Annotated in this window: 24 protein-coding genes and 1 riboswitch; of the genes, 10 read left to right on the forward strand and 14 right to left on the reverse strand. The window is 35.1% G+C overall.

All coding sequences use genetic code 11. The features are described 5' to 3' along the window. Window positions 1-61: 61 nt before the first annotated feature. From nusA to D7004_RS19630, 3 genes are all read right to left on the reverse strand, one after another. Window positions 62-1,306: a transcription termination factor NusA gene (nusA, locus tag D7004_RS19620; protein WP_123207525.1), complete on the reverse strand. Its 1,245-nt coding sequence runs from the start codon at window positions 1,304-1,306 to the stop codon at window positions 62-64. 64 nt (window positions 1,307-1,370) lie between these two features. Next, window positions 1,371-1,835 carry a ribosome assembly cofactor RimP gene (gene rimP / locus D7004_RS19625; protein WP_123207526.1) on the reverse strand — a complete coding sequence of 155 codons (465 nt, stop codon included), beginning with the start codon at window positions 1,833-1,835 and terminating at the stop codon, window positions 1,371-1,373. A 121-nt stretch (window positions 1,836-1,956) separates the two neighbouring features. After that, on the reverse strand, window positions 1,957-2,385 hold the full coding sequence (locus D7004_RS19630) for a hypothetical protein (RefSeq protein WP_123207527.1): 429 nt from the start codon (window positions 2,383-2,385) through the stop codon (window positions 1,957-1,959). Between the two features lie 18 nt (window positions 2,386-2,403). Here D7004_RS19630 and D7004_RS19635 point away from each other — a divergent pair, with 18 nt between their 5' ends. Then, window positions 2,404-2,748 (forward strand): phage holin family protein, encoded by a 345-nt coding sequence (locus D7004_RS19635; RefSeq protein ID WP_123207528.1) that lies wholly within the window; start codon window positions 2,404-2,406, stop codon window positions 2,746-2,748. Between the two features lie 114 nt (window positions 2,749-2,862). Here the strand turns inward: D7004_RS19635 and D7004_RS19640 are convergent, their stop codons facing one another. The 4 genes from D7004_RS19640 to panC form a co-directional block, all read right to left on the reverse strand. Further along, window positions 2,863-4,002, reverse strand: coding sequence for an acyl-CoA dehydrogenase (locus D7004_RS19640; RefSeq protein WP_123207529.1), 1,140 nt, complete (start codon window positions 4,000-4,002; stop codon window positions 2,863-2,865). A 161-nt stretch (window positions 4,003-4,163) separates the two neighbouring features. Then, window positions 4,164-5,132 (reverse strand): lysylphosphatidylglycerol synthase transmembrane domain-containing protein, encoded by a 969-nt coding sequence (locus tag D7004_RS19645; protein ID WP_123207530.1) that lies wholly within the window; start codon window positions 5,130-5,132, stop codon window positions 4,164-4,166. Between the two features lie 9 nt (window positions 5,133-5,141). Beyond that, window positions 5,142-5,492, reverse strand: a complete 351-nt coding sequence (gene panD, locus D7004_RS19650; protein ID WP_123207531.1) for an aspartate 1-decarboxylase — start codon at window positions 5,490-5,492, stop codon at window positions 5,142-5,144. A 105-nt stretch (window positions 5,493-5,597) separates the two neighbouring features. Beyond that, window positions 5,598-6,443, reverse strand: coding sequence for a pantoate--beta-alanine ligase (gene panC / locus D7004_RS19655; RefSeq protein WP_123207532.1), 846 nt, complete (start codon window positions 6,441-6,443; stop codon window positions 5,598-5,600). 149 nt (window positions 6,444-6,592) lie between these two features. Between panC and D7004_RS19660 the strand changes: the two genes are divergently transcribed. From D7004_RS19660 to glmS, 3 genes are all read left to right on the forward strand, one after another. After that, the gene (locus D7004_RS19660) at window positions 6,593-7,417 is read left to right on the forward strand and encodes a glycogen/starch synthase (protein WP_244214390.1); all 825 of its coding nucleotides are present in this window, start codon (window positions 6,593-6,595) and stop codon (window positions 7,415-7,417) included. Between the two features lie 21 nt (window positions 7,418-7,438). Next, a complete protein-coding gene (locus D7004_RS19665; protein ID WP_123207534.1) occupies window positions 7,439-8,872 on the forward strand; it encodes a DUF4270 family protein in 1,434 nt (477 codons plus the stop codon). Between the two features lie 132 nt (window positions 8,873-9,004). After that, a complete protein-coding gene (gene glmS / locus D7004_RS19670) occupies window positions 9,005-10,843 on the forward strand; it encodes a glutamine--fructose-6-phosphate transaminase (isomerizing) (protein WP_123207535.1) in 1,839 nt (612 codons plus the stop codon). Window positions 10,844-10,908: 65 nt separating this feature from the next. On the opposite strand, the gene D7004_RS19675 is transcribed toward glmS, so the two are convergent. Next, on the reverse strand, window positions 10,909-11,346 hold the full coding sequence (locus tag D7004_RS19675) for a single-stranded DNA-binding protein (RefSeq protein WP_123207536.1): 438 nt from the start codon (window positions 11,344-11,346) through the stop codon (window positions 10,909-10,911). Window positions 11,347-11,423: 77 nt separating this feature from the next. After that, complete coding sequence (gene mutY, locus D7004_RS19680) at window positions 11,424-12,467, reverse strand: A/G-specific adenine glycosylase (protein ID WP_123207537.1); 1,044 nt, start codon at window positions 12,465-12,467, stop codon at window positions 11,424-11,426. 168 nt (window positions 12,468-12,635) lie between these two features. On the opposite strand from mutY, the gene D7004_RS19685 reads away from it, so the two are divergent. From D7004_RS19685 to D7004_RS19705, 5 genes are all read left to right on the forward strand, one after another. Further along, the gene (locus D7004_RS19685) at window positions 12,636-12,938 is read left to right on the forward strand and encodes an HU family DNA-binding protein (RefSeq protein ID WP_056093708.1); all 303 of its coding nucleotides are present in this window, start codon (window positions 12,636-12,638) and stop codon (window positions 12,936-12,938) included. A gap of 10 nt (window positions 12,939-12,948) precedes the next feature. After that, complete coding sequence (locus D7004_RS19690; protein WP_123207538.1) at window positions 12,949-13,821, forward strand: tetratricopeptide repeat protein; 873 nt, start codon at window positions 12,949-12,951, stop codon at window positions 13,819-13,821. Window positions 13,822-14,102: 281 nt separating this feature from the next. Then, entirely contained in the window at window positions 14,103-15,653 is a 1,551-nt protein-coding gene (locus tag D7004_RS19695) for an Rne/Rng family ribonuclease (protein WP_123207539.1), read from the forward strand. Between the two features lie 113 nt (window positions 15,654-15,766). Continuing rightward, a complete protein-coding gene (radA, locus tag D7004_RS19700) occupies window positions 15,767-17,146 on the forward strand; it encodes a DNA repair protein RadA (RefSeq protein WP_123207540.1) in 1,380 nt (459 codons plus the stop codon). Window positions 17,147-17,491: 345 nt separating this feature from the next. Beyond that, window positions 17,492-17,956 carry a DUF4920 domain-containing protein gene (locus tag D7004_RS19705; RefSeq protein ID WP_123207541.1) on the forward strand — a complete coding sequence of 155 codons (465 nt, stop codon included), beginning with the start codon at window positions 17,492-17,494 and terminating at the stop codon, window positions 17,954-17,956. 87 nt (window positions 17,957-18,043) lie between these two features. On the opposite strand, the gene D7004_RS19710 is transcribed toward D7004_RS19705, so the two are convergent. Together D7004_RS19710 and D7004_RS19715 are read right to left on the reverse strand one after the other, a co-directional pair. Next, window positions 18,044-19,108 (reverse strand): branched-chain amino acid aminotransferase, encoded by a 1,065-nt coding sequence (locus D7004_RS19710; protein ID WP_123207542.1) that lies wholly within the window; start codon window positions 19,106-19,108, stop codon window positions 18,044-18,046. A 128-nt stretch (window positions 19,109-19,236) separates the two neighbouring features. Beyond that, window positions 19,237-20,202 (reverse strand): tryptophan 2,3-dioxygenase family protein, encoded by a 966-nt coding sequence (locus D7004_RS19715; RefSeq protein ID WP_123207543.1) that lies wholly within the window; start codon window positions 20,200-20,202, stop codon window positions 19,237-19,239. Between the two features lie 64 nt (window positions 20,203-20,266). Then, window positions 20,267-20,328: riboswitch (Fluoride riboswitch) on the forward strand. 18 nt (window positions 20,329-20,346) lie between these two features. Between D7004_RS19715 and D7004_RS19720 the strand changes: the two genes are divergently transcribed. Then, the gene (locus D7004_RS19720; RefSeq protein WP_123207544.1) at window positions 20,347-21,636 is read left to right on the forward strand and encodes a voltage-gated chloride channel family protein; all 1,290 of its coding nucleotides are present in this window, start codon (window positions 20,347-20,349) and stop codon (window positions 21,634-21,636) included. Window positions 21,637-21,935: 299 nt separating this feature from the next. Here D7004_RS19720 and D7004_RS19725 read toward each other — a convergent pair whose 3' ends face one another. The 3 genes from D7004_RS19725 to D7004_RS19735 all read right to left on the reverse strand — a co-directional run bounded on the left by D7004_RS19725 (window position 21,936) and on the right by D7004_RS19735 (window position 24,915). Further along, on the reverse strand, window positions 21,936-22,550 hold the full coding sequence (locus D7004_RS19725) for a hypothetical protein (protein WP_123207545.1): 615 nt from the start codon (window positions 22,548-22,550) through the stop codon (window positions 21,936-21,938). Between the two features lie 101 nt (window positions 22,551-22,651). Next, the gene (locus D7004_RS19730) at window positions 22,652-23,953 is read right to left on the reverse strand and encodes an HAD-IB family phosphatase (protein ID WP_123207546.1); all 1,302 of its coding nucleotides are present in this window, start codon (window positions 23,951-23,953) and stop codon (window positions 22,652-22,654) included. Continuing rightward, on the reverse strand, window positions 23,953-24,915 hold the full coding sequence (locus D7004_RS19735) for an NAD-dependent epimerase/dehydratase family protein (RefSeq protein ID WP_123207547.1): 963 nt from the start codon (window positions 24,913-24,915) through the stop codon (window positions 23,953-23,955). Before D7004_RS19735 ends, D7004_RS19730 begins: the two co-directional genes overlap by 1 nt. Window positions 24,916-24,969: the final 54 nt, after the last annotated feature.

A 24,969-nucleotide genomic window follows, 5' to 3' on the forward strand; every position in this document is an offset into this window, starting at 1 on the left:
TAGCTCCTGTTATTGTTTTTATTTTAATACAAAAGTAGTGTTTATTTGGCAATTACACCACTTATTCAAATTCTGACTTCAAAATTTGAACCACTTCTTTAATGGTTTCTTCTTCAAGGTCGGTGCGTTTTACTAAATCTTCTACCGTAAGTGCTAAAACACTCTTAGCAGTATCGCAACCGATAGCCTTTAATTCGTCGATAATCCAGCTATCAATCTCATCTGAGAATTCTTCTAAATCAACATCTTCATCTGTTTCTTCACCAGCTTCGCGGTAAACATCAATTTCATAACCGGTTAATTTACCAGCAAGTTTAATATTATGCCCACCACGGCCAATCGCCAATGATACTTGATCAGGTTTTAAATAAACCGATGCGTGTTTAGTATCATCATCTAATTTAATAGAAGTAATTTTTGCCGGACTTAAAGCACGTGTAATATATAATGAAGTATTATTTGTGAAATTAATCACATCAATATTTTCGTTTTTCAATTCGCGAACAATACCATGAATACGAGATCCTTTCATACCTACGCATGCACCTACCGGATCAATACGATCATCGTAAGATTCTACAGCAACTTTGGCACGTTCTCCTGGTTCACGAACAATTTTCTTTATGGTAATTAAACCATCGAAAATCTCTGGAACTTCTTGTTCAAACAAACGCTGTAAAAACTCAGGTGCTGTTCTTGATATAATAATTTTCGGGTTGGCATTAATCATTTCTACTTTAGAAATTACTGCTCTAACAGAATCTCCTTTTTTGAAATAATCTGCAGGAATTTGTTCTGTTTTCGGCATTAAAAGTTCGTTACCTTCATCATCCAAAACCAAAGTTTCTTTTTTCCATACCTGATAAACTTCACCCGATACCACTTCACCTACTCTATCTTTATATTTTTTGAAGATTTCGTCTTTTTCTAATTCTAACACCTTAGAAACTAAAGTTTGGCGAGCAGCTAATATTGCTCTACGACCGAAACTCTCTAAAGTAATTTGTTCGATATAGTCATCTCCAACTTCTAAAGTATTGTCTAATTTAGAAACTTCAGCAAGTTCGATTTCTAGGTCATCATCTTCAGAAAATCCGTCTTCCATTACTTTTCTCGTTCTCCAGATTTCCAAATCCCCGTTATCAGGATTTACAATAACATCACAGTTTTCGTCTGTTCCGTATTTTTTACGCAACATGCTACGAAAAACTTCTTCCAACACACTAATCACCGTTGGGCGATCTATATTTTTGAAATCCTTAAACTCCTGGAAAGAGTCGATTAAATTAATTGTTGTAGTACTCATTTTTTACCATGATTAAATAGATTTGTAGGGTTACAAGGTAATCTCGTTTCGCTCCTAAATCGTATTACTTAAAACTTATTAATACACTTGTTTCTAATATATCATTAAACGGAACAGATGTTTGTACTGAAACCGCTTTTTTACCTTTTTCTTTAACTGATTCTTCAATCAGAATATTATTATCGGTAACCTCTAAAAGCTTACCTTCTTTTTTTTGTCCGCCTGCAAATTTAATGCTGATAGAACGGCCAATGTTTTTATTATACTGGCGGATAAGTTTTAATGGCTCACCAACACCAGGAGAAGAAACTTCTAAGTTATAAGCTTGTTCTATGGTGTTTTCTTCTTCTAAATGAAAACCAACATGCCTGCTAATGGCTACACAATCTTGTATGCTTATACCTTCATCGCCATCCACATTAATAATTAATTTATTGTTTGGCAACATTTTTACTTCAACCAAAAAAAGTTCTGGTCTGTCTGCAATTTTCTCTTCTACGAGCGCTGTAACTCTCTTTTCTACCTGCATATTTTAATCTGATTTCATAGAAAAAGGGGACATTGTCCCCTTCTCTTTTCTTCGATTACGATGCAAATGTACATAAATTTTAGAAATAATCAAACTCTAATACAGGAATTTACACGTAAGACTATCTTTTTAGCGTTTGTTGTTGCGGCTCTAAGTTGTGTTTTATGGTGCCTTTAAATAGCTTGCCTCCGTTTGCGAATTCTACACCAATATAACTTTCGACCAAATATTTTTTACTTTTTAAAAATGATTTTTGAGGTGAAAAAATAAGAGAATCGCCGCTAAGAATTGTCTTGCCTAAAATATTTATTTCATCCTGCAAACTATCTGTATCGCCCGGTGTTAATAAAACCGAAATAAAATCGACAGAATCTGGATTGGCCTGGTAAACTTTTTTAATTTCGAATAAACTAGCTTCATCAATATTTTTAATTATGATTGAGCTGCTGTCGGCAGAAAACTTGATGGTTGGCTTATTGTTTTTACTCTTACAGGAAGCTATATTTATTGCAACAACAAAAACAAACAAATATTTAACAGATTTAAACATTTTACTAAATTAAACATTATGAGATTAATTATTGAAATCCTTTTGATGGGATTAGCCGTTTTTATCGGTGCGAAACTGGTTCCGGGTGTAACTGTAGATGGTTATGGAAGTGCAATTATTGCAGCTGTATTAATTGCATTGGCGAATGCTACAATTGGATTCATTTTAAGATTATTAACTTTTCCGGTAAATTTTCTAACGTTAGGGTTAATGTCATTCATCATTACAGTACTAATGATTTTATTGGTTGATAGCATGATGACATCATTTAATACTACAGGATTTTTTGCAGCCGCATTTTTAGCGATTGTAGTAGCGCTGATTAAAGCAATTTTTGGTGCAATTGCTGGAGATAAAGAATAATTCAGTTTACAGTTTTTAGTAATCAGTTGGCAATATAAATCCAACTGATTGCTTTTCGGTTCTAAGTTTTCAGTTGGCTTTTTGAACTGCCAACTGAAAATTGCCAACTGAAAACTACCTGATAACTTCCCTAGAAATTACCATTTTCTGTATTTCAGAAGTGCCCTCGTAAATCTGCGTAATTTTCGCATCACGCATTAAACGTTCTACATGGTACTCTTTCACAAAACCGTAACCTCCGTGAACTTGAACTGCTTCTATAGTAACATCCATAGCTACTTTTGATGCAAATAGTTTAGCCATAGAACCAGCCTGTGTATAAGGTAAACCTTGATCTTTTAACCATGCGGCTTTATATACCAATAACCTGGCAGCTTCGATTTGCGTTGCCATGTCTGCTAATTTAAAAGCAATTGCCTGGTGTTCTGAAATTGGTTTTCCGAAAGATTTTCTGGCTTTAGCATATTGTGTTGCCAATTCGAAAGCACCTTGGGCAATACCTAATGCTTGTGCAGCAATTCCAATTCTACCACCTTCTAAAGTTTTCATTGCGAACTTAAAGCCAAATCCGTCTTCACCTATTCTATTCTCTTTTGGTACTTTCACATCGTTAAACATTAATGAGTGCGTATCAGAACCACGAATTCCTAATTTATTTTCTTTCGGACCAATCGTAAATCCTTCCATACCTTTTTCAACAATAAAAGCATTAATGCCTTTATGCCTTAACTCAGGATGGGTTTGTGCTATAACCAAATAAGTTGAAGCAGAACTCCCATTAGTAATCCAGTTTTTTGTTCCATTGAGCAGATAATAATCGCCTTTATCTTCGGCTGTTGTGCTTTGAGAGGTTGCATCAGATCCAGCTTCTGGTTCTGATAAACAAAAAGCACCAATTTTTTCGCCAGAAGCCAGAGGTTTAAGGTATTTCTCTTTTTGCGCCTCACTTCCATAAGCCTCTAAACCATAGCAAACCAGGGAGTTATTAACAGAAACAACAACAGATGCTGAAGCATCGATTTTGGAAAGCTCTTCCATTACCAACACATATGAAATTGCATCCAATCCGCTTCCATTATATTTTTCAGAAACCATCATTCCTAAAAACCCAAGCTCTCCAAGCTTTTTAATTTGTTCGGTGGGAAATTTCTGATGTTCGTCTCGCTCGATAACACCAGGTTTTAACTCCTGATTAGCAAAATCTCTGGCAGCTTGCTGAATCATTATCTGTTCTTCACTTAATTCGAAATGCATAACATTTATGTATAAAAGGTTAGTATATCAAAAGTAGTATTTATTGTTCGAAAATACTATGGCTGCATAGTATTTATTTTGTAATTTACTCGGTAAAGCAGAATGCCTTCATTGCGAACCAGTCCATTCTTGCTAATATGATTTGGATGTAATTAGCTTTTTTACTTTTTAGAAATCACAAAAATTAAACTTAAGCAACCCAATATTATGGTAAGTAAAAATTGTGACGAATGCAGGATGGTTGCATAAGCCAATCCATCTTTAAAAGGAATAGCATATAGCACTAGCGCTTGAGCAACCATCCAATGAAAAACCCCAATACCACCTTGAACAGGTGCAACCATGGCAAAACTTGAAAATACAAGGGCAGTAAAAGCAACATTAAAGCCTAAACCTGAAGTAATCTGAATTGCCGAGAACGCTAAATACATGGAGAGCCAATAGAAAAACCATATCCCTAATGTGTAAGCGATAAAAAGCGATTTGTTTTTTAAGTTGCTATAAGAATTGAATCCTTGTTTTAAACCAACGTAAACCCTTAAAAATTTTTTATTTAGTGCCTGTCTTATAAAATATATGGCGGCGGCAATGAGACTGAGCGACAGTACGATTAGTAAAATCGACCAGAAATAATTTATCGAGTGGATTTTAGCAACAACATTAACGTAAATGGTTTTGAAAAGAAAATCGGAAACCAAATCGTATTGACAAAGCAACATCAGGAATGCTGATAAAAGCAGCATAAATATATCAAACAACCTTTCGGTAATTACAGTGCCAATGGAGGCAAACATGGGCACCTTTTCTGATTTTAACATAACCGAACAGCGACCGATTTCGCCAAAACGTGGAAGTACCAGATTAGCCAGATAGCCAATTATTACAGCATGATAAGTATGCCAAAAAGTAACCTTGTAATTTATAGATTGATATAGCATACGCCATCGTAGCGCACGAAGAACATGAGCTATCCATACTGAAATGGCCGAAAACACAACCCAAAGAAAATTTGCGTTCTTAATTTCTTCCCAAATCTTTTCTAAATCCTGCCCGCTAAATGCGAAATACAAAATACCTATTCCAATTGCAAAAAGGACAAGGTATTTTAGTACCGATTTAAGGTTCAACATCAAGTTGTTTTATTTTAGCAAATGATTATTATCATCAGGAAAAACAAGTATCGGATTGTATTTTTTGGCTTCATCAATTGGCAAAGCACCGTAAGACATTATAATAAGTACATCACCAAGTTGTGCCAAACGAGCAGTTGCGCCATTTAAACAAATGGTTCCAGTACCTCTTTCTCCCTTTATAACATAGGTTTCGAAACGGGCACCGTTATTATTGTTAACAATCTGCACCTTTTCATTAGCAATAATGTTGGCTGCATCCATTAAATCTTCATCAATCGTAATACTGCCCACATAATTCAGTTCGGCTTGTGTTACTTTAACACGGTGTATTTTAGATTTTAATATCGTGATAATCATTTGGCAAAGTTAGCAATAAAGTTATAATGAATTAGTGAATGATTGAATGTTGAAATTAGAGAATAGTTAAACATTCAATCATTCACTCAATCAAAATTCGTTCATTTATTTAATAATCATATTATCTATCAGCCTCGTAGCACCAACTTTTGCGGCAACTAAAGCAACCAATTTATGCTCTGTTTTGGATGCTGCAGCCTGTAACGTATCACCATTAGCAATTGTAAAGTAATCCAATTCAACACCCTCAATACCATCATAAAATGATTTTGCTTGTTGTTCCAATTCACTTAGCGGAAAAGAATTAAAATTATCAACAACAAATTGTAACGATTTACTTAATACAAGTGCATTTTTTCTATCCGTTTCGGATAAATGAATGTTTCTGCTGCTCATGGCCAAGCCATCATCTTCTCTAATAATTGGACAAGTGATGATGTTTATCGGCAGTTTGAAATGCTCAAGCATATTTTTAATCATTAAAACCTGCTGGTAATCTTTCTGCCCAAACATGGCAACATCGGGTTCTACTGCATCAAAAAGTTTTTTTACAATTTGAGTTACACCTTGGTAATGACCTTTTCTAAATGCACCTTCCAATAAAAATTCTGCATTACCTAAATCGATATGCCAATTTTCATCTCCGCCAGCCGGATACATCTCCTCTACGTTTGGCATAAATACGGCATTGCAACCAGCTTCATCAAGCATAGCCAAGTCGTGCTCAATTGGGCGGGGATATTTTTCGAGGTCTTTCGGATCGGTAAACTGTGTTGGATTTACGAAAATGCTACAGATAATAACATCTGCATTTTCTTGCGCCAATTTAATTAATGAAATATGGCCATTGTGCAAAGCACCCATTGTGGGTACAAGAGCAATTTTTTTACCCGCTGCTTTTAGTGGTTTTAAATAAGCTTTAAGCGCTGCTTTGGTTTTTAATACTTCCAAACTTAACGATATGAGTTGAGGGGGTAAAGGTGTAAATTAATCTAAACGAAACCAAACAAATGCCGTCGATATTGATAAATAGTATTATTATTCTTATCTTTGCAGCTCATTATCTTTTAATTAACTTAATTTTTTCTTTGAATATGGAGATGGCAAAAACGAAGCTGCTGATTGTTACACACGAGATGTCGCCTTTCCTCGAGCTTACTAAAATTTCTGAAATTACTCGCCAATTGCCACAGGCTATGCAAGAAAAAGGATTCGAAATCCGCATCTTGATGCCAAAGTTTGGTAACATTAACGAGAGAAGAAATCGTTTACACGAAGTAATACGCTTATCTGGAATGAACATCATAATTGATGACAACGATAACCCTTTAATCATTAAAGTGGCTTCTATTCCGGCTGCACGTATGCAGGTTTATTTCCTGGATAATGAAGAGTATTTCCAACGCAAACAGGTTTTTGCTGATGCAAGCGGAAAATTCTTTGATGACAATGACGAACGTACTATCTTTTTCTGTAAAGGTGCATTAGAAACCGTTAAAAAATTGGGTTGGGCACCGGATATCGTTCACTGCCACGGCTGGATGAGTTCATTAGTACCTGCTTACATTAAAACAACCTACAAAAACGACCCAACTTTCAAAAACTCGAAAGTTGTGTATTCTGTTTACGAAGGTGGTTTTACTGAAACTTTAAATGCTAACTTCTATAAAAAAGCTGTTATGGCTAACATGACAGAAGACGATACAAAAGCATTTGAACCCGCAGATGTAAATAGCTTACATGTTGGAGCGATAACACACTCAGACGCAGTAGTTTTAGCAGATGAAAACTTAGATAAAGATCTGTTAAAATTTGTTAAAGATTCCAATAAGCCAACTTTAGCTTATAACTTAACCGATAATTTCGAAAACTTCTACTCATTTTATGAAGAAATCTCGAATGAAGAATTGGTTTCTGTTGCTTAATTAGGTATTATTATTTTAAATATGAAATTTACAAAACAAGACTTATTAACCCTGTTGATAGGTCTTTTTCTTTTTGCATCATGTAAAAACCCCAATGGTGTTGGCTTAGATGTTGACCCAAATTCGGTTATACAAGGTACTTTGGTAAACGATCAGCTGGTTACTTCTCAAACGGTTAAAGAGCCTGATTTTATTACTTCTACGCTAAGTCAATATCCACTAGGCTACATTACCGACCCTGTTTTTGGTAAAACTGAAGCAAGTGTGGGTATGACAGTTTGGCCGTCTGAACTAAATCTTGATTTTACATCTGCAACTTTAGATTCAGCAGTTTTGGTTTTAAACCTTGGCACTCAGTTCTATGGAGATACAACTTCTTCAAGATACAGTATAGATGTTTATCAATTAACAGCGCCAATTGCAAAATATAAAGCTTCTGATGCTATACCCCATAGCGCAACACTTTTAGGAAATTTTAACAGTAGAATTTTTCCTACTACGCCAATTAAAATAACTGATATTGTTAAAGGTGGTAAAGACACACTTAAAACGGTTAAAGCTCAAATTCGAATTCCTTTAAATAAAGCTTTTATACAAAGTAACATTTTGAGCTTACCCACTACTGGAACATCTACAAATGATAAGTTTGCTCAGTATTTTAAAGGTTTATATGCTGAAGTAAACAAAACATCATCAACTGGTACAGGAGGTGTAGCATTTTTAGATTTTGCTGGCACAAACTCATATTTACAATTGGTTTATAAAACCACGAGTACATCTAATGTTATAGATACTTTGTTTAAAAACTTCCCTATTAATACAACTACGGGGCAGATTGTAACAGCTAACATTAAACATGATTATACCGGCACAGCTGTTAAAACTCAATTGGATAATCCCGGTTCTACTACCAGTCCGACGCAATACGGTATAACATACTTGCAGGCTTTAGGTGGTGTTAAAACAAAAATTTCATTCCCTAACCTTAAAAACTTTACAGCTACCTACGGAAAAGCTATTGTTAACAAAGCAGAATTGGTGGTTGATTTAAGTTCAGGGACTTTTGCTTATCCATTTAATGCTCCGCAAAGATTGTCGCTTTACCGCTGGGATATTGCAGAACAAAATGTAAACGTTCCTGATCACGATCAGCAAGGAACAACATCAACTGGTGCGACTAATGCTGGAGATACCAGAGCTAAAGGTGATGCTGAGTTTGGTGGCTATTACGATTCACTTAAAAACAGATATGTGTTTAACGTTTCAGCATATGTACAAGATTTGATTGATGGAGCCAAAGTTGACTACGGTACATTTTTAGCACCAACTAATTTTCTTGCCACACCGTTCGATCTTGGTCCTTCGGGTTCATCTGCAGCAAGAGCTGTTATTGGTTCATTTGGTAACACAACAAACCGATTGAAACTGAATATTTATTATACGAAGGTTAATTAATAACACTACAATATATGTAAACCCGTTTGGCATCACCAAGCGGGTTTTTTTATGAACTTTTTTGTTTAAAATATTCATGTTTGGTTTAAACAAACGTTTGTTTATTATATTTGGTCAAAATAAAATTAATATATGTGTGGAATAGTAGGTTATATTGGCTATAGAGAAGCATGGCCAATTGTTTTAAAAGGACTTAAAAGATTAGAATATAGAGGTTACGATAGTGCTGGTATAGCCATTATAAATGAAGGAGGTCAGAACATTTACAAAAAAGTTGGTAAAGTTGCAGCACTCGAAGAATTTGCGGAAAGTCAGGATAAAACTGGTACAATTGCTATGGGTCATACCCGATGGGCTACGCATGGCGTTCCTTCTGATCGTAATTCGCATCCACATACTTCAAATAACAATAAACTTTCCATCATTCACAATGGAATTATTGAAAACTACGCCACACTAAAAGAAGAACTTATTTCCCGTGGCCACGAATTTAAAAGTGATACAGATACCGAAGTTCTCATTCATTTAATAGAAGAAATTCAAAAAATTGAGCAAACTGATTTGCTTGAAGCTGTTCGATTGGCATTAAAAGAGGTTACTGGTGCTTATGCAATTGTAATAATGGATAGAGAAAATCCTGATCAACTTATTGCAGCTAGAAAAGGTAGTCCGATGGTTATTGGTGTAGGTAAAGGCGAATACTTTATTGCTTCTGATGCGACACCAATAATTGAATATACTAAAAACGTAATTTATCTTAACGACCATGAGATTGCCTTAGTTACTAAAGATGATTTATTGGTTAAGCGCTTAGATAATGTTGTTCAATCACCTTTAATTCAAGAATTAGAGTTGAAGCTAGAGATGTTGGAAAAAGGCGGCTTCGACCATTTTATGTTGAAAGAGATTTACGAACAGCCAAGATCCATCAGAGATTGTATGCGTGGTCGTATTTACCCGGAAGAAGGCAAAGTGCAATTGGGTGGCATAAAAGAATTTGTAGAGAAACTAAAAAATATTGATCGCATTATTATTGTTGCATGTGGAACTTCATGGCACGCAGGCTTAGTTGGTGAATATTTAATTGAAGAATATGCCCGTATTCCGGTTGAGGTAGAATATGCTTCTGAATTTAGGTACCGCAATCCAATCATTACCGAGAAAGATGTGGTGATTGCCATATCACAATCGGGAGAAACTGCAGATACAATGGCAGCGATTGAAATGGCAAAAGAGCGAGGCGCTACCATTTTCGGTATTTGTAATGTTGCAGGTGCATCTATACCAAGGTTGAGTCATGCAGGTGTTTACACCCACGCCGGACCAGAAATTGGCGTAGCATCAACAAAAGCATTTACGGCACAAGTAACGGTTTTAACTTTGATGGCGTTTTACATGGCTCAACAAAAAGGAACCATCACGCAGTCTAAATTAATTAGTTTATTAACAGAACTTGATAGCATTCCTGATAAAATTCAGATTGCACTGGAATCAAATGATATTATAAAAGAAGTTGCTGCAAAAATTAAAGACTCTAGAAACTGTTTATTTTTAGGTAGAGGTAGTGGTTTTCCAGTTGCGTTGGAAGGTGCTTTAAAGCTTAAGGAGATATCGTACATTCACGCAGAAGGTTATCCGGCAGCAGAAATGAAACACGGACCTATTGCCTTAATTGACGAAGAAATGCCTGTTGTTTTCATAGCTACACAAAATTCATCATATGAGAAGGTAATTAGCAACATACAAGAAGTTAAAGCACGTAAAGGGAAAGTTATTGCAATTGTTACCAAAGGTGATACAGAGGTAAAGAAAATGGCCGATTACTGCATCGAAATTCCAGATGCTGATGAAGCTTTTTTGCCGTTATTAGCCACTATTCCATTGCAACTTTTATCATACCATATCGCTGTAATGAGAGGCTGTAACGTAGATCAGCCTAGAAACTTAGCTAAATCGGTTACAGTAGAATAATTATTTTAAACAGAAAGAGCCACGGAAATATCGTGGCTCTTTCTGTTTAAATGTATTCTATTTAACTAAAATGGCAAATCGCCATTCACATCATTAGGCTGTATGGTAAATTCATCTTCAATCTTCGATTCGTTATTTTGAACATGATTTACAGGTTGACCCGGCTCGAAATCACTTTTTCGGCCAAGCATGGTGAAATTTTCAGCTACAATTTCAGTAACATATTTTTTAACCTTCTCCTTATCTTCAAAAGATCTGGTTCTTAATTTCCCTTCAATATATACAAGTTTACCCTTTTGCAGGTATTTTGATGCAACTTCAGCCAAACCTCTCCATAAAACTATGTTATGCCATTCGGTTTGTTCAACACGTTTACCATCTTTGTTATACGTTTCTGATGTAGCTAAAGGGAAGCTTGCTACGGTAACGCCTCCATCTAAGTGGCGCACTTCTGGATCTTTACCCAGGTGCCCAACTAAAATAACTTTGTTAATCCCAGACATAAAATATTTTTTTTGGTTAGTTTTTTATAAACGGTGATCAATACTTCATCAAAGGTTAGTTACTCCTTTTTTAGCGCTTAGAAATTCTCATCAATAAAATTTCTTATCACGTTTGGTTGAGGTAATTCATCCAATGTATTTAAAAGAACCCAATTAAGTTCCTTTTGTTTACTAAAGTTAAATATATAATTTTTTAAACCAAAAAACTGTACATGGATAATTTGGTGTGTTAATAAGTGCTTTTTATAGCTGATAAAAGTAATTTCAGTACTATCGCCAAATTGATTTTTAATTGCAGTGCGAAAATCTCCATCCATGACTGTGCAATTCATTTCGGTTTCTATACATGGAAAATCGTAGAGATGTTGCCAAATATCTTTTGCCTGTCTTTCTCTTACTAAGATTTTATCATCTTCAACACAAACAAAATAATTAAAATATCTATGTTTTTTTTCTGCCTTTGCAAGCTTTACAGGCAATTGATTTACAACAGAATTATTGTAAGCAAAGCAATCTAATCTTAGCGGACAAATCCCACAATCTGGAGATTTTGGTTTACATTGAATGGCACCAAACTCCATTATCGCCTGGTTATACAAAGCAGGATCTTCTTTGTAAAGCATCTCATTAGCCAATTTAAAAAACTGCTTTTTACCTTCTTGAGAATTTATAGCCGTATCAATTCCGTAATACCTTGCTAAAACCCTAAAAACATTTCCATCAACTACTGCTCTTGCTTCGCCAGATGAAAAAGATGATATTGCTGCTGCGGTATATTCGCCCACACCTTTTAGTTTAATCAAATCATCATGAAGTGTTGGGAAAACGCCATTGTAATTATTCATAACAATTTGCGCTGTTGCATGCATGTTTCTACCACGAGAATAATAACCTAAACCTTGCCATAATTTAAGCACTTTAGCCTCAGTTGCATTTGCAAAATCATTAACTGTAGGAAAATTACTTAGAAAACTGTTAAAATAAGGCAAACCTTGTTCTACCCTCGTTTGCTGTAAAATTATTTCAGATAGCCAGATGGTGTATGCATCAGTTGTATGTCGCCAGGGTAAATCTCTTTTATTTGCCTGATACCAGTTTATAAGTTCGAATTGGAATGTCATTGCTGCAAATAACGGTGTAATTATTTGTTTAAAAAAAAACTTGCAATAGCCTGATATAGCGACAAATAAAAAAATCATCTTTTATTTCCCTATCTCATTAAAAAGCAATACTTTTGCAACCCCAAAACACTGATAATTAAATACACAATATATAATAAATAATAAAATATGACTAAGGCAGATATTATTTCAGAAATATCAACAAAAACCGGAATTGAGAAGGTTGATGTGCAGGAAACAGTTGAGGCATTCTTCAAGGTTATCAAAACTAGCATGATTGGCGGCGAAAATGTATATGTTAGAGGCTTCGGAAGCTTTGTTGTTAAAAAGAGAGCTCAAAAAACGGCTAGAAATATCTCTAAAAACACTGCAATAATTATCCCTGAGCATTTTGTTCCAAGCTTTAAACCTGCAAAAGTATTTGTAGATAAAGTGAAAAACAACAGCAAAAAAATACAAGTAGAAGCTTAAATCCATACACGTGAACAGTAGCATCAGATTAAAACAAACCATCATTATCGGAGCGATTTTATTGCTTGTTGCCTTTCTGTTTACAAGAGATATTAAAGGTTTAGTAAAACCTACTGAAGAAAATGGCAAAACAGCAGCTCCTGGTCAGGTATCAGAATCGGCATCAGTTTCTTCAGGTTTAAATATCCAAACAACATCTGAAGCTGCTAAGAGTGCAATAAATAAAAGTTTAGTAACTGATATTGCTGCACTTGAAAACAAGTATAAAGATGCAACAGGTGCCGAAAAAGTTGAACTTGCGCAACAGTTAGCTCAGAAATGGGATGACGTTGAACAATTAACTCCATCAGCACTTTATTTAGAAGTTGTTGCAGAAGCAAAACCATCATCAAAAAACTGGTTGGCATCTGGTAACAAATTTTTAAAAGCTTTTGAAAGTACGCAAGATAGTTTAGCACAACCTGCTTTATTGCAGAAAGCCAATACATCTTTTACAAAAGCATTAGCGTTAGATAAAGAAAACATAGATGCCAAAACTGGCTTAGGTGTTACGATTGTTAATGGCTTAGGTGCACCAATGCAAGGTATTGCAATGTTGCTCGAAGTTGTAGCAAAAGAACCTAAAAACATAAAGGCAAATATGAATCTTGGCTTATTCTCTATAAAATCGGGTCAGTTTGACAAGGCAATTCCTCGTTTCAATACGGTGATTGCTACAGCTCCAACGCCCGAAGCTTACTTTTATTTAGGTACGGCTTTAGAAAATTTAGACAAAAACAAAGAAGCTATTGAAGCTTATTTAAACAGTAAAAAATTAGCAGCAGACCCAACTTTGGCATCATTTATTGATAAAAAAGTGGCTGAACTAAAGAATAAAAATTAATTAACGGATTAATAAAAACATTTAAAACTAAAAATTATGCCAAGCGGTAAAAAAAGAAAAAGACATAAAATGGCTACGCACAAACGTAAAAAACGTTTAAGAAAAAACAGACATAAGAAAAAATAGATTCTTATTTTGATTTAGCTTTTTAAACCTCATAGTAAAAACACTATGAGGTTTAAGATATTTATATACTTTTTTAGTATTTAAAATTTTGGCAAATCACTGTTTCTGTTTACTATCCATTTGTTAATAGGCGAATAGCCTTAAATCTGTAGCTGTTGGTAAAAGAATTAATTATAAATTCGACTCCTGCCGGAGTTACCATAGCGTTGATTGAAGACAAACAACTTGTTGAGCTTCACAAAGAACAAATCAATAATAACTACGCTGTAGGCGATATTTATTTGGGCCGCATTAAAAAAATTATGCCCGGCCTAAATGCTGCTTTTGTGGATGTAGGTTATGAAAAAGATGCATTTCTGCATTATTTTGATTTAGGCCCGCAGGTAGAATCTTTAATCAAGCTAACTAAGATCAAGCGTAATGGCTCGGTTACAGGCACATTATTAGATAATTTAAAGCTTGAAGCCGATATAAATAAGGCAGGCAAAATTTCTGATGTGCTCAGTAAAAACATGCTCCTTCCTGTACAAATTGCTAAAGAACCAATTTCTACTAAAGGGCCTCGTTTAAGTTCCGACCTATCAATTGCCGGCAGGTATGTGGTACTGGTGCCATTCTCCAATACCATATCCATATCAAAAAAAATAAAAAGTAATACCGAACGTAATCGATTAAAAAAGATTATTGAAAGTATTAAACCTCAAAATTTTGGGGTAATCATCAGAACCGTTTCCGAAGGAAGAGGCGTTGCCGAATTGCAAAAAGATCTATTGGATTTAGTTGCTAAATGGGAAACCTTTACAAAAAAACTTCCTTCTGCTGAGCCTTCAAAAAGGGTTTGGGGTGAAATGGACAGATCATCAACGTTAATTCGTGATATTCTGAATCCTGATTTTACGAACGTTTACGTGAGTACACCTGAACTGTTTGATGATATACGTTCTTATGTGCATGATATTTCTCCAGAAATGGAAAAAATAGTAAAGCTTTACAAACATAAAGAACCCATATTTGAACATTTCGGCATCGAAAAGCAAATTAAAAATGCCTTTGGTAAAACCGTAAATTTACCAGGTGGTGCTTATCTGGTTATAGAACATACAGAAGCGCTACATGTTGTTGATGTAAATAGCGGTAACCGTACTGCCAGTAAAGAAAATCAAGAAGAAAATGCTTTACAGGTAAATAAAGAGGCGGCTAAAGAAATTGCCCGTCAATTGCGTTTACGTGATATGGGCGGTATTGTTGTAATCGATTTTATCGATATGCACAAGCCAACAAACCGTAAAATGCTATTCGATTACCTGCGTGAATTGATGTTGCTTGATCGTGCTAAACACACCATTTTACCTCCAAGTAAATTTGGTTTAGTACAAATTACAAGACAACGCGTTCGCCCGGAAATGAACATTGTTACGGTAGAAAAATGCCCGGCATGTGGCGGTACAGGTGAAATAAAGGCAAGTATTATCTTAATGGATGATATTGAAAATAACCTGAACTACATTTTAAGAGAACAAAATGAAAAAGGTGTTACACTTTGCGTTCACCCATATATTGAAGCATATATAACTAAAGGCATTTTTAATTTACAACGCCGTTGGTTCTTCAAATATGGTCAGTGGATTAAAGTAAAAACCCAACCATCTTACCATTTAACTGAGTTTCACTTCATTTCAGCAAAAGATGAAGAGATAAAACTTTAAATACTTGATAGCAAAGAAGCCTGATTTTTATAAGTCAGGCTTTTTTGTTTAAAAATGATTTAGTTTTTGCCACCAGTAAAATCTAAATTCGTAAATCTAAAATCGAAATTAAATTGGCAAAAACAAAAACAGCATATTTCTGTCAGAGTTGCGGCTACGAATCTGCAAAGTGGTTGGGTAAATGTCCTTCATGCAATCAATGGAATACCTTTGTTGAAGAAATTATAGAAAAAAACCCAACGGCTGTGCCAACCTGGAAAAATGATACAGCACCTGCAAGAAAGTTAAGTAAGCCAAGCAAAGTAAATGATATTCAAAGTTCGCCAGAGCGCCGAATGTTAACTGGCGACAAAGAATTAGACCGAGTACTTGGAGGTGGATTAGTAGAAGGTTCGTTAATTTTAATAGGTGGCGAACCTGGTATCGGTAAATCTACCTTAATGCTTCAATTAGCTTTAAATTTAAAAGGCAAAAAGCTGCTTTACGTTTCTGGCGAAGAAAGTGAACAGCAAATTAAAATGCGGGCAGAAAGAATTACGGAATCTCCATCGGCCGATTGCTATATTTTAACAGAAACATCAACTCAAAATATTTTCAAACAGATTGAAATTCTCGAACCAGAAATTTTAGTTATCGATTCTATTCAAACACTTCACTCTGCACACATAGAATCTACCCCCGGAAGTGTTTCGCAGGTACGCGAGTGTACAGCAGAGCTGCTACGTTTTGCAAAAGAAACGGGTACACCTGTATTTTTGATAGGGCATATTACAAAAGACGGCGCCATTGCTGGTCCAAAAATATTAGAACACATGGTTGATACGGTTTTGCAATTTGAAGGCGACAGACACCACGTTTACCGGATTTTACGATCAATAAAAAATAGGTTTGGAGCAGCCGCTGAATTAGGCATATATGAAATGCAGGGAAGTGGTTTACGAGAAGTTTCCAATCCTTCAGAAATTTTATTGACACAGCGTGATGAAGAATTGAGTGGTATTGCTATCGCTGCAATGCTTGAAGGAGCAAGACCAATGCTGATAGAAACGCAGGCTTTGGTTAGCACAGCAGCTTATGGTACACCGCAACGTTCGGCCACAGGTTTTGATACCAAGAGGATGAACATGCTTTTAGCGGTACTGGAAAAACGCTGTGGTTTCAGATTAAGTACTCAAGACGTTTTCTTAAATATTGCTGGTGGAATACGAGTAGAAGACCCCGCTATCGATTTAGCGGTTCTTATCGCTATAATTTCATCGCATCAGGATATTGCGGTTTCATCTAAAAATTGTTTTGCTGCCGAAGTAGGCTTATCTGGTGAAATTAGAGCGGTTAACAGAATTGAGCAACGAATTGCTGAAGCAGATAAACTTGGCTTTGAAACCATATATATTTCTAAGTACAACTTAAAAGGCATCAATATTGAAAAATATAATCTGGAGATTAAGGCAGTTAGCAAAATTGAAGAAGTTTTTGGTCTGATATTCGGCTGATTGGCAAAAACAAATGGGGAATAGATTCAACATATTTCCACAATAAGGTGAATATTTTCCCCAATTACCCAACTCAATAATTTTTGGCACGATAAATTACTTTTCATAATTAATTGATAAACAATTAATTATAATCTATCAAGCCACTTCAATAAGTTTGGATTAACATTTGTCTAATACATTGTGTTGTACATCATGGGATGTGATCTATAACAATAGGGATGATTTTCCTCGTTAGTGAGAGCTAACGAGGATTTTTTTTGCCTATTCAATTTTCGGAAAATTTTAAATACTTTTGAACCAGATAATTACGGAAAGCTTTTATAAACTATTAGATATTACATTATGAAAAAAATAATTTTTAGTCTCGGATTCTGTTTAATAGCTGCATTCTCTTTTGCACAAACTGAATTAAGCGGACAAAAGTTTGGCGATGCAGTATCTCCAGGCAATATTAAACCTGCTGCCAAAATGGAAGCTGCTATGAATGGCAAAGATACTGCTGATATGAAAATTGAAGGCAAAGTAGTTGAGGTTTGTAAAAAGAAAGGTTGCTGGATGACTTTGGAAATGCCAAATGGAGAGCCAATGCGTGTTACCTTTAAAGACTATGCTTTTTTTATGCCTATGGATATTGTTGGCAAAAAAGTGGTTTTGGATGGCATTGCAAAAAAACAGAACATATCGGTAGAAACACTGCGCCACTATGCTGAAGATGCAAAAAAATCTCCGGAGGAAGTTGCAAAAATAACAGACCCGAAAAAGGAATTAGCTTTTGAGGCTAAAGGTGTTGTTATCCTTGATAAATAAGCTTAAAGACTAATGCTTAAAGACTAAAGCAAAAATGCCCTAAACTTTGAAGGTTTAGGGCATTTTCTTTTTGTAAACTATAATTATTTATAATATCCAGTTCCATCCAAATTCATCAGAGGCTAAGCCGTAACGGATATCGTTTAATTTCTTTGCGATGCCATTAGAGATTGTTCTGGTTGATGAATCTGTAAGTTTATAGGTGTTGCCCAAATAACCAATTTCGCCAATTTGCGTAACCGTCGCTGCAGTACCTGCAGCAAATGCTTCGGTTAAACTGCCGTTTTCAATCCCCTCTATAACTTCTTTAACAGACACTCTACGTTCTTCAACTTCCACGCCTGCATCTTTGGCTAATTTTATAATCGTATCGCGAGTTACGCCATCTAAAACCGTACTACGAATAGATGGAGTTATTAGTTTACCATTGATTACAAATATTAGATTTGCTGTACCAGCTTCTTCAATGTATTCGTGGTTAATTGAATCTGTCCATATCAATTGATCGAAACCTTCTTTTTTAGCTTGTTCAAACGGATATAATGAGCGAGCATAGTTACCTGCAGTTTTAGCAAAACCAACTCCACCTTCATCAGCTCTTGTATATTCAGTTTCTATCTTCACTTTTAAAGCACTGCTATAATACGGACCTGTTGGCGTTGTAAGCAATGCAAACTTATACATATCGGATGCTTTAACACCCAAATATGGGTCGGTTGCAAACATTACCGGACGAATGTACAACGCATAATTTTCTTGTGATGGCACCCATTTTTCATCAATATTGATTAATGCTGCCAAACCTTGCATAAAAATTTCCTCAGGGATGCTTGGCATAGACATCCTGGCTGCGGATTTATTAAAACGTTCGAAATTTTTATCTGCACGAAATACACTTATTTTCCCATCTGGTTGGCGATAGGCTTTTAAGCCTTCAAAAATGGCCTGTCCGTAATGTAATGCAGAAATTGCCGGGCTCATTGGAATCGGACCATAAGGTAAAATCTGCAAATTCTTCCATTCGCCATCTTCGTAGTCGGCAGTAAACATGTGGTCGGTAAAAACTTTACCAAAAGGTAATTGCGAAAAATCTGTAACTGATAAACGTGTAGCTTCAGCTTTTACAATATTTATATCTAGAGTTTCGATCATGATTATATTAATTAATAATTGATGGATAGTATTCAATGCGAATGCGGCATAATTTATATCTTGTATCTATCCGTTTTAATTTTTGCAAATTACGAAAAAACGAACGATCTTAATAGCATTTCAAGATATTAATCTTTGTTCTTTAGTGTTTTAAGCACACTAAGCACCCAACCTTTACCCCATTCTTCCATTTGTTCATCCGTCCATAAAGAGGGATAAAAGATTCTTTTTTGAAAACGCGGAGGCAAATATTTCTGCCAATTGGTTCCACCTGTTGCAGCAACATCTATAGGATCCTTTTCGAGATAACGAACTGCAGACTTGTAATGTGCTAGCGGCCATTCTACATTTACATATAAATCTAACTTGCGAAGTTCATTTGCCAACACAGAAACATCATAACCATTCGCTTGGAACTGTTGATATAAAGCAGAAAAATTTGTTGTTACTCTATCTTTCGCTAACTGAAGAAATTGAGCAGAATACTTTTTAATAAACTGTTTTAAAGTTAGTGTTTGCTTACCAGATGAAAGTTCTGTAGCACCAAACTTCCAGTAAATATTTTCAAATTGTTCTTCTAAAGTGGCATTGCTTAATTCTACCCTTTTAGTTTTTTCAACCAAACGAATAAAATCTGTAGCGCATATTTCTATCATTCTGTACTGGCCTGATTGAAAACCACTTGCCGGTAAAAGCGACATTCTGAACTTTAAAAACTGCTCCTTTTCCATTCCATCAACCATCACTTCGAAAGATGTTGTTAAGGCATTAAAATAAGCGTTTATCCTTTTTACACGAGCCGTAAAAAAATCAATTGTCAAATTTTCATGCTCTGCTATTTGCTTACACTCGTGTAAACACAATTTAAAGTATAGCTCAGTAATTTGGTGGTACATTATGAAAATTTCTTCATCAGGGATTGGTGTTTTAGGGCTTTGTAAACTTAAAAGTGTATCCAAATGGATGTAGTCCCAATAGGTAAGAAAATCGGCATAAAGTAAGCCATCTAAATAAGATGCCATATCCTGCCCCATGGCTGTATATTTTTCTTGTAGTTGATTGAGTTTATCTTTTATTTCGGGCGTAAAATCCATAGTGCAAAGTTAATATTCCAAAATTGATAAACATATTTTGTGCTAAATTGTAAATTTTATACATTTGGGCAATGGCGATGGGGTACCGCCAAAACCGCCAAACAGGCTGATGACTCCTACGATTTTACTTAAAATTGATTTATAATGCCTGTTAAAAACTTAACGGAAGGTAATCTTTCGTACTTACATCGTTTCCAAAAATTAGAATTTGGGCTATTGTTAGCAAATAGCTTAAAATGGTTATTTTTCTCTGCGCTACTTGGAGGAATTATAGGGTCGGCCTCTGCATTGTTTTTAGTCGCTTTAAATTTAGTAACCGATTATCGTGAACAAAATCAATGGATAATTATTTTTTTACCCTTGGCTGGTTTACTCATTGGCTTGGCCTATCACTATTGGGGAAAAGAAGTTGTAAAAGGAAATAATCTTTTAATTGAAGAACTTCAAAGTCCGAAGAATATTATTCCAATAATAATGGCTCCGCTTATTTTTGCAGGAACAATAATTACCCATTTATTTGGTGGCTCTGCAGGGCGTGAAGGAACAGCGGTTCAGATTGGAGGTGCATTTGCCGATCAGTTTACAAAAGTATTTAAGCTTAAGCCCCGCGACCGAAAAATCATTTTAATTTGTGGTATTAGCGCTGGATTTGCATCCGTTTTCGGAACACCATTAGCGGGCGCAGTTTTCGGAATAGAAGTTTTTGTTATTGGAAGCCTATTGTACACAGCTATTTTACCATCATTTGTTACAGCAGTAATTGCCGATTACGTTTGTAAAGCATGGGGAGTTGGGCATACTCATTATTCTATTCCAACCGTGCCACAAATGGATATGATTAATCTGCTATTATCGCTAGGCACTGGTATAATTTTCGGATTAGCCGCAAGAAGTTTTTCTACATTAAATCATGGTTTATCTCAAGTTTTTGCGAAAATTAAATATCCACCTTTACGACCTTTAGTTGGTGGCTTTATTTTGATAGGAATAATTTATTTACTCGGCACAACACGTTATATTGGTTTAGGAATACCTGTTATTTCCGAATCATTTACACAACAAGAACCTTATTATACATTTGCTATAAAGCTATTTTTAACTGCTTTAACTTTAAGTGCTGGTTTTAAAGGTGGCGAGGTAACACCATTGTTTTTTATTGGAGCTACTTTAGGTAGCTTTCTTAGTATTTTTGTTCCTTTACCTGTTGGCCTGCTGGCGGGTATGGGTTTTGTAGCAGTTTTCTCCGGCGCAGCCAATACACCGCTTGCCTGTATTTTTATGGGTGTAGAATTATTTGGAGCAGAATGTGGTGTATATATCGGACTTGCTTGCGTTATGGCCTACTTATTTTCTGGACACACGGGTATTTATCGTTCACAAACTATTGGCAGTCCTAAACATTTGTTGCTAAAAAGACATCAGTTTTTAAGTTAGGAATGTTTGTGGAATGAGGTATTGCGCAGTTTAGGTTTTACTATAATGTGCATTTAGCTTTGACAAATTTAAAAAGTTGTCAAAGCTGCTGTGTAAAGAAATATATTTTGCAAACATTCATTTGACCTAAAAATTATTAGCAAACTAAACATTCATCAGTTTAGCAGCAATACTATGCGAACGAGATATTGTGTTGTTTAGCTTTGACAACTTTTAAAAAGTTGTCAAAGCTGATGTGTATCGACATATATTTTGCAAACAGTCATTTGATTTGGAAATTGCTGCGGCATAAGGTTTATTTAAAAGCTATTCTTCTCCCTTATCTGATTATGAATTTCAGAATGAAATCTCAAAAATTCTATTTCACCACCAAACCACTCTAAAACTTCTTGTCTTTTTAAATTACTAGGTTTCTTTGAAATTATACTATTATAAGAACTCCATTTCCAATTTCTAAAATCGCTTACTAAAGTATGTTTCTGAGGATTTGCATGGATGTAAAATATAATTTGAGTTAAATAGCTTTCATCATTAATCAGCACTCTTTTGAATGGGGTTTGAAATAAAGTTCCACTTCTATTCTGTTGTACGTTATAAGCCATAGCGTAAGATTGAAAAAAGTTTTTAAACAGTTTGCTTACAACATCATGAGTTGAGGTTTCAATATTGATGTTTTTGGACGTCCTAAAACCTGACAAATCATCTTTTATTCTAATTAATAAATGGAAATGATTACCTAATAAGCAGTATGCATATAATCCTAATACATCATTTAAATATTTATTCAATTTGACCAGAAAAAATCTATAATTATCATCAGATTTAAACATTGGTTGTTTATCTACTGATCTATTGTATATGTGATAGAATTTTCCTTCTTCAAATTTTGTATAATAGTGCTCTACTTTTGCCATGACAATTCCTCCTTTAAGTTCTATTTATTGTGTAGGGAGGATTATTCGCTCTGACAAATTTAAAAATTTGCCAAAGCTGTAAAGTGTTAAAAATCGCTTTTCTAATAAAGCACTCTAAATTTTATGGTGTGCTCAATCTTTTTTAGTGCTTTGAATAATTGCTTATCATACTCGGTATTAATGTCTGTAATGGCATAACCAATTTCGGAGTTTGTCATTAAAAACTGCCCTACAATATTAATGTTATGCTTTGCAAAAACAGTATTAATTTGGGCCATAATCCCTGGCACGTTTTTATGGATATGAATTAATCGGTGAGATTTATCGATTTTAGGCAACTGCAAATTCGGATAATTGCTGCTTAAATAAGTTGCTCCGGTATTCATAAAATCTATCATTCGTTTTGGAATAAAATCCATGTTGCGAGGGTTAGATTTTACATCATCAAATATTACAATGCCCATTTTAGTACAAATATCTGTATCTATTTTGTTTTTAGAATTACCTAAATAACCGATAGTTTTGAGCTTAACAGCATTTTGCAATTGTTCTTTTCCAATTTTTTCTCCGTCAGCCAAAAGGATAATGCCAACATCTTTAACATACTTTTCTTCAAAAGAAGTTTTGTGGCGAATAGATAATCCATCATTTTTCAGCAAAGCAATACTTCTTTCATCAACATTGCCAATTACTAAACATAAAATGCGATTTTTTGGATAAGATATCGCTCTTGGCAAATCATTCACGTACAGAAACTCATCAAAACTTGGCGTTACATGGTCGGCTTTTGAAACGATACTTTCGCGGGCAATATTTTCGGTAAAGGCAAAAAACTTATTTATCATGCCGCTTTCACGAAGCTGGAAATCAGAATAACCATCCCCAATTCCAAATAATTCGCCTTCTAGTTTTAAATGCTGAAGCAATTTTACTTTGCCACCTTCTTCGCTTAGAGGATTTGCATGGTCGTAATCAATAATTTTTCCATCACCAGTGGTGACAAAAGTATTGGCATAAATATTTTCCTTTTTTATGTGATATTGACTTACAACCGGTGTGATAAATTCTTTAAAACCACCAGAAACGATAAGCACTTCATCGGCATGTTTTTTAAAAAATTCTGCGTTGCGAGAAAACGATGTTGAGACTTTCTTTTTTAAATGCTTAATAAGTTGCTTTAAATGGTCTTCATTTGCATCGAGTAATTTTACACGTTGAGCTAAACTTTCAGAAAATGATAATTTCCCTTCCATCGCCAAATTTGTGTATTCTTCAATTTTCTGAAATATAGATTCCTTATTTGGATGCTTTTTTAGCGAAATTCGGGCTAGCTCGTCGAGCGCTTCAACCTGGGTAAATGTACTATCAAAATCAATTATGTAATAGGCTTTTTGCTTCGGCATTATTTTAAATATTGTGTAATTTCTTGTATGCTTTGTGCAACCGGCTTAAATTGAATTCCCGTTGCATTAATTATTTTTTCGTTGCTGTAATAGCTTAAAGAAAGACTGCTGTTTGCCGTATCTTTGGTAATAGAAGGTTCTCCGCTTGAGAAAATAGAGAAAAATTTTAATGCTCGCCAAGCGAGTCCCAGCATCCAGGGTTTCGCTTCTTTTATAGGTGGTTTAACACCAAATCCCGCGGCTATTGCTGCAAATAAATCTTTGTAATGGAAATTATCTGATGATATAATGTATCGCTCGCCGCTTACAGGGCTTTCCATTAATAAAAGCATGGCTTTCGCAACATCTTCAACATCTACAAACCCGGAGGCGCCATTGGTATAATAAGGGAAACCTCCTTTAATCAACTTAAATATTGCCCCGCTTCCTTCAAAGCCTGCGTTTTTACCTATAATTATCGATGGATTTACAATTACGGCGTCCAAACCTTCGGTGATACCCCGCCAAACTTCCATTTCACTTTCATATTTAGACAAGCCATAAGCAAAAGCTTTTGAATCATATTCCCAAAAATCTTTTTCGGTTATTTGTTGTCCTTTTTTTGCAAGGCCTAGAGCTGCTACTGAACTTACGTGTAATAGCCTGCAACCATTTTCGATACATAAGTTTACAATATTCGAAGTACCATCAATGTTGACATGAAAAAGCTTTTTCTTATCCTTTGGATTTAAAGAAACAAATGCAGCACAATGAAAAACCTTTGTAATCCCAACAAAAGCATCTTCCAAGGTAGCTGGTTCATTAATATCTGCTTCAATCCAATCTATCAAAAAATTATTTTGAATGAAAGTAGGAATTACTGAAGTTTTTCGTTTCAAAGCCCGAACAGCTAAACCACTATCGGTTAACTGTTTTATCAATTCAGATCCTAAAAATCCAGTTCCTCCGGTTACCAGTATCATTTATTTTTTTCGGGCTATAGGTGAAAATACGCATTCAAAAATAGATATTTGAGG

Origin of the sequence: Pedobacter jejuensis (genome assembly GCF_003725795.1) — a bacterium.
GTDB classification, from domain to species: Bacteria; Bacteroidota; Bacteroidia; order Sphingobacteriales; family Sphingobacteriaceae; genus Pedobacter; species Pedobacter jejuensis.